The sequence below is a fragment of the Pseudovibrio sp. Ad37 genome, from assembly GCF_001623075.1.
Classification (GTDB): Bacteria; Pseudomonadota; Alphaproteobacteria; order Rhizobiales; family Stappiaceae; genus Pseudovibrio.
Window position 1 is genome coordinate 1 of the sequence record NZ_LMCF01000105.1, and the last position, 6,228, is coordinate 6,228.

4 protein-coding genes are annotated in these 6,228 nt (G+C 45.8%); 3 read left to right on the forward strand and 1 reads right to left on the reverse strand.

Translation table 11 applies throughout. The annotated features are described in order from the left end of the window. Positions 1-124, reverse strand: a 124-nt coding sequence (locus PsAD37_RS16555; RefSeq protein WP_193778219.1) for a transposase, incomplete at its 3' end; no start/stop codon positions are given. A gap of 584 nt (positions 125-708) precedes the next feature. Between PsAD37_RS16555 and PsAD37_RS16560 the strand changes: the two genes are divergently transcribed. The 3 genes from PsAD37_RS16560 to PsAD37_RS28380 all read left to right on the forward strand — a co-directional run bounded on the left by PsAD37_RS16560 (position 709) and on the right by PsAD37_RS28380 (position 6,069). Further along, positions 709-5,220, forward strand: a complete 4,512-nt coding sequence (locus PsAD37_RS16560) for a hypothetical protein (protein WP_063297099.1) — start codon at positions 709-711, stop codon at positions 5,218-5,220. 81 nt (positions 5,221-5,301) lie between these two features. Continuing rightward, a complete protein-coding gene (locus tag PsAD37_RS16565; RefSeq protein ID WP_063297100.1) occupies positions 5,302-5,862 on the forward strand; it encodes a toxin-activating lysine-acyltransferase in 561 nt (186 codons plus the stop codon). A gap of 54 nt (positions 5,863-5,916) precedes the next feature. Then, complete coding sequence (locus tag PsAD37_RS28380) at positions 5,917-6,069, forward strand: hypothetical protein (protein WP_193778284.1); 153 nt, start codon at positions 5,917-5,919, stop codon at positions 6,067-6,069. Positions 6,070-6,228: the final 159 nt, after the last annotated feature.

Below are 6,228 nucleotides of genomic sequence, written 5' to 3' on the forward strand. Positions count from 1 at the left end.
TCTGGTTCGCGTGCACATCAAAGTCCTGAGCTAACTCACTCAAGGTTTTTTCTCCGCGAATAGCAGCAAGTGCCACTTTCGCTTTAAAAGCCGGGCTATGGTTCCGGCGAGGACGTCTGCTCATGATGGTCTCCTGTTCTTGGCATCATGCCAGTTTCAGGAGCTAAATCCACTTTCACAACCTGTCCAAATTTCCCGAGCCAGCTCTCTTTGCCTTCGCATTAATTCAAAGTCACATTCAAATCAATATTGCATTCAGGTTTCTTGAGACGGAATTGCCCATGCTAACTATTCTAATATGGCTTCCCAAAAGTTAGGTACCTCACTGTGAAATGGCCGTAGAATTCTAGGCACCTTCAATTCCTAGCTTCAATCCTTTGATAGCAATCGTAGAATTGATTGGAAACAATGATTCCAATTACTTAAGGAATTACCTTTCGGCAAGTACATTATGATTCTCTTATGTATTTTATCTAGTCATATTAAGAATTTACATATTTAATATTTTATAATTTTACCTAATTACTGCACAGAAAACCCTCATGTCTAACATGTTGAATTACATCGAAGAATATCTCCTAAAGTAGAATTGTTATAGTTATTGTACAATTATGAGTTTCTGCATGATCGTTTCTTGCTAAGAAGACGATGCGTAAAAAACAATATTACGTACAATTTTAAGTAATAAAAATCAAAAGGATGTAGTAAATGCCTACCCTTAGTTCGCTTGATCAAGATGTACTTGATACAATATTAGCAACTTATGATGTAACTTTCCCTGATTTAGCGCCAGAAGTCAGATCAGCTCTTGAAGATGCGGTAACTGATGTATTGTCTTCTGGAACTGATATCCCAGAAATTAAAGCACTCAGCAGAGCTGCTGCTTACGCTAACTTCAATTATGGCCTGGCAAGCGGTCTTGGGGCTACATCTGCAAGCGGTGATTTAAGCAAAGAAGATGAAAATCAGGCTGCTGATATTGCAGGGTTTATTGCCAAAGACTTCCGTGTACTTCAGAAACTTGGTGAGGCCATTGACTATGTATTTACTCAAAGAGAAATCATTGATCTGTCTACGCCTGTGGTCAATGATATCAAGACACAAGTAGCTTCAAACCTAAACAGCATAGATCGTGACATCGCAGTAATTCAGGGCCAGATTGAGCGATCCGGTACTGTGGGTGGCTATTTCTATGATGAAGACCTGAATGTGGCTGCAACTAGGAAGCTGGCAACCACATTGCAATTACGTGATGAACTGAGAGATCTGCAAACTCAGTTAAATGAGTATGAACCAGGGTCTACACTGGAAGGTGCGAAGACAGCTGATGATCTCGTGCAACAACATAGGGATTTTCTTCAGCTTCAGATTGATAGTCTTGAACTCGAGCGTCGCTCGATCGCAGACGAACTTGCTGCTCGGCAGGATCCTTCAAACCCTGCGCATAATCCCCATATCGTGTCACTTGTTGAGGCTGATTTAGATAAAATTACGAATCGTGTTGTTGATTTGACTGCCGACCGGTCGCTCTATGACACTTATGAAGAAACGGCAACAACCTCAAAGCTGGGCACCGGGCTTTCTATTTCAGGCAACTTGCTTCGTGTTGCACAATCCAGTGCTGCAATTGCAGGAGGTTTCCAGAGTCCTGATGCCGACTCCACAGCTCAGGTTACCGGTCAGGTCGGAAACTTTTTTAGTCTGGCAGGCGGTGCGTTTGATGCTGGTTCCGGTATCCTCGAGCAGTTTAAGAAACTTGATGTATCCAAAGGATTTTCTGGTGTAGGAGCAGTTGCGACTGTTGGTGGCAACGCTGCTGCTTTTGCAAATGTTGCTCAGCTGCTTGAGCAGGATCTGACCCCGGAACAACGCAAGATTGTTGAGGCTGAGGTTGGCCTGCAGGGCACTGCTTTGACACTGTCAGCTATTGAAGGTGGTTTGAGTATCGCACAGTTAGCTGTTCAGGAAGGCTCAAGAGCAGCAAGTGTACTGGGCAAAGCCGTTCCGATTATAGGTGCAATTGGGTCCGTTGTCGGGGCAATCAATCCATTGAAGTGGGCTGAGTTCTCTCAAAAACAAGAACGCATTGATGCAATTCGTGCTTCTGACACTTATAGTTCTGACTTGCTTGGTGACTTGCTTCAAGAAACCCAGACAATTGAGGCAGCTTTCTACGGTACAACCACTGGCCTTAATGTTGTAACCGGTGTAGCCAGTGGTGCTCTTGCTGCCTCAGGTATTGGTGCACCAATCGCCGCAGCGGTAGGTATCATCGGCGGTGCTGTCTCTGCTATTGTGGGGGCTTTCGAGCAGGTTGCTCTTAATGATCTTGCCGCTCTGTATGCTGATAAAATCAAAACTGATGAAAATGGGGACCCGCAAACCGTAGAACAATTCTTCTCCGGAAGTTTTGAAGAGCAACAAGAAAAAACTAAAGCTCTTTATGCTGACTTCTTCTCCGATCTGGTTGCGGATGAGAGCATTGATCAGGTGATTGCACTTGGTGGCCAGAACCTGCATGCAACTGATATTGAGTTAGCAGCACGCACAAAAACAGCCGGCGAGCTCAATAAAACAGCACAGAACTTCATCGAAACGTTTACTGAAGACGGGTATCAGACCGAAGGTATGACACTTACTGAAGTTGCTGGTGATGCTGATAATGTAATTCAGCTGCCAGATGCGAACGGTGCGAAAAACTATCTGACATTCACAACTCCTCTGGTCCTGGCGGGTAATGAATCAACAAGTCGTCAGGCAACTGGGAAAAACCACTATACAACAACCCTTAAGGTTACAGATATTTCCGGATGGACCATCAGGGATACAGGGACAAATGCGACCGCTTTTGATCTCAACAAAGTTGTAACCAGCCTGAGAAGTAAAGACGGTCAAACAAAAGAAATTGGCATCACTGTCGAGGCAGGTGCTGGTGATGATACACTCTTCGCTTACGAAGCAAAAACAAACTTTGATGGTGGAGACGGGATTGATACAGCCTCATATGCTCGTCTTGATGGATCAACACTGACCGAAGCATCATCGTCTTCGGAAATTGCAGGACTGCGGATTGTTGCAGATAGCGCAACCAGTCTGGAGGTTACTAAAGCTCTAACTGCCGGTTCAAAGCTGTACCAGGAAGGAACCGACTCCAGAACCACTAATCCAGGTAAAGAAACAGAGGTGGTTGAGTTTCGCAGTGTTAGCCTTATTAACCGGGAAGACGTGCACACAACAATAGACCATCTTGAAAATGTTGAAATTATTCATGGCTCAGCAAGCCAAGATCTTATTGATGTTGTTAGTTCAACTCAGATCCAACAGATTTTCGGCTTTGGTGGAAATGACCTGATTAAAGCTGGTGATTCAGTTAAAATTGTTGGCGGTGGTGAAGGAAATGACACCATAGAGCTGTCTGCTGGCCTGGTAGAGAACCTGCTCACCAATGGAGAGGAAATCTATATTGATGGTGGTGCAGGCACTGAAGACGTCGTCGTGTTAAACGATGCGGCACGCCTTCGCTTGCTCAATGAACTGCAAGATCAGCAGATCCGCGAGCAAATTGCAGAAGACTCTGCTGATGCTATGCTTGGTGAAAACACAGCAAACCGGCAACAGGAAGTCGAAGCGGTAAAACAGTCTCTCACAACCATTTTGCGAAACAATGACTCCGAAGCAATTAAGCAACAAACTTTGTTCAATACTGAAAGGGTCACATTTAAGCTGGATGATCAGGGCAACTCAAGTCAGACAACGGCTCATTCACTGACAGATTATCGGGACGCGGTAAACAACGTATTTGTGAACTATAATACAGAGACCGAGTTAGCCTCTCAATTGAATGTAGGCGTTGATGCTTCGGACAACCAGACAGCAGTTTCAATATTGGGATCTGACTACAACGATCATATCACTGGATCTCAATACAATGATTATTTGTATGGTGGTGCCGGTGATGACACGTTTGTTTTGACTGGTGGCAATGACATTATTGTTGGCGGAGAAGGGAGAGATACCTACATTGTTGATAGTCTGGGGGAAGCTGGGCATTCTTGGATAACCAGTCCATTTTCGACAGACTATAGGGGCGATCAGATTATCGTTCTGGGTGGCCGGGAAGCATCCAATGTAGTCAGAATAATAGATGGTCAGAATATGATTTATTCTTTTGATGCTGACACCTCGATTACGATTGAGAACTTCTTCCAGGATAACCTTTATAAAACGCCTTATGCTGACATCGTAATCAGAACCACTCCTAACTCCTTTGAGCCTACAGATACTCCAGTTGGTGATAATGAGTTTGTAATTAACGGAGGATTGGTCGTAGGACCTGCCAGTCTTGATCCTAATCAATCAAACTATGGAGTCGATTATCTAAATGACTTCAGAGCAAACTACTCCAGCTTCCTTGCAAGCCGGCCAACATATGGTTCGCCTGGAAATTCTGGTGCAGATAGCTTTGCGGAGGGTCTTGAAGCCAAGTTCTCTGGTGATCCGCTTACCGCAGGAAAAATGACCAAATTCACCGGCCTGTTGAGCGGGACTGTTCCCGAGTTCTCCGAGACACGCGGTGATGCGGCTGACAATACTCTGAATGGCACCAGTGCCGATGACATCATTTATGGCGAAGCTGGCAATGATGTCATCAATGGCAACGCTGGTGATGACATGCTGATCGGCGGAACCGGAAGCGACACCATTGATGGTGGTCTCGGATTTGACGTGGTCAGCTATGAAAACTCTGCAAATCTGATCAACATTAATCTGGAGACCGAAAGCAGAGTGGTGTTCAAGACATCGGGACTTGCAATTGTTGGCAATGAGTCAGTTGTAAATGTTGAAGGTGTTGTTGGCTCTTCTTTGAACGACATAATTACCGGCAGCAACGGACACAACTTCCTGGCTGGCGATGCTGGCCATGACACTATCAATGCTAACGCTGGTCAGGACGTTATTCAGGGAGGTGCCGGAAATGATCATTTGACTGGCGGTGCCGGAGCAGACGTCTTTGTCTTTGAGGCCGGACATGGTCAGGATCGTATCCTGGACTTTGATGATGATCTGGACCAACTTTCCTTCTTTGGCATTGTCCGTGAAGATCTGACTTTAAGTCAGGTTGGTGCTGATACACATATTGCAACGGGTGCTGCTGATAGCATCATTCTTGTAGGTGTAAGCCAGAGCGATGTTCATCTTGATGACTTCCAGTATCTTTAATCACTGATGTCTGACAGATAAACCAATAATAACAATAATTTGCGCAATGGCTCCAGCCATTGCGCGATCAAGGGTAAGATTATGGATACTGATCAAAAACTGCTGACTTACGGCAAGATTGCCTGGCTCTGGTCTAATTCTGAACTGCACAAAGACTGGACAGTAAACCTGCAGGCCGGGTTTGCGCTGCCTGCTATTGCTAAAGAACAATTTTGCATTGTTGAGCAGGGTGGCTTCCCGGTTGCATATTGCAGTTGGGCTTTTTTCGACCAGGAGACTGAAGAAAAATACATTCTGAATCCCAGTCTCCTCAACCCTGATTCCTGGAATTGTGGTGATCGCCTCTGGTTCATCGACTGGATCTCACCTTTCTCTGCCAGATACACTTGGGCTTTGCGGTCAGAAATGGCAAAGCAGTTCCCCACGAAAATTGCACGCGCTCTTCGCGTTAAAAAAGGCAATTCAAGGGGCCGGATCGCAACATTTGCAGGCCTTGGACTTACTCAGCAAGACAGCCGTACAAAGAAACGTCAGTACTTTGAGGATATGGTTGTAGGCCTGACCACCAACCCCAACCGGGGAGATCAGTTTTTTCTTTCTGGTCTGGGTATGGACACACAGCCTGACACAGAAATTTCCTGAGTAAAGTCAGGGCAGTCATTCTGTAAGAGGCCGACTGCCGGGTGCGTATTCCCGATGTTCGCCATTCTGCCGGATGACCGCATCCGGACCTTCGGTAACTGCATTGGTTCCTGCGCGTTTCAAAACCCATCTACAGCACCTGAGAACTCTCTTCAGAATGACTGGTATTATCACTTCCAGCTTTCCCGTGGAAACAATGAAATTTAAACAACAAAGCAATCCAAAGCGCCCTATGGTGGCTGAGGCGTTTGCGGCGTCTCGGTCCGGGTATGCGGGCGTTGGGGTCTTGAGTCTGGTCATCAACCTGTTGATGCTGACAGGTCCGATGTTCATGCTGCAGATCTATGATCGCGTGCTCGCCAGTCA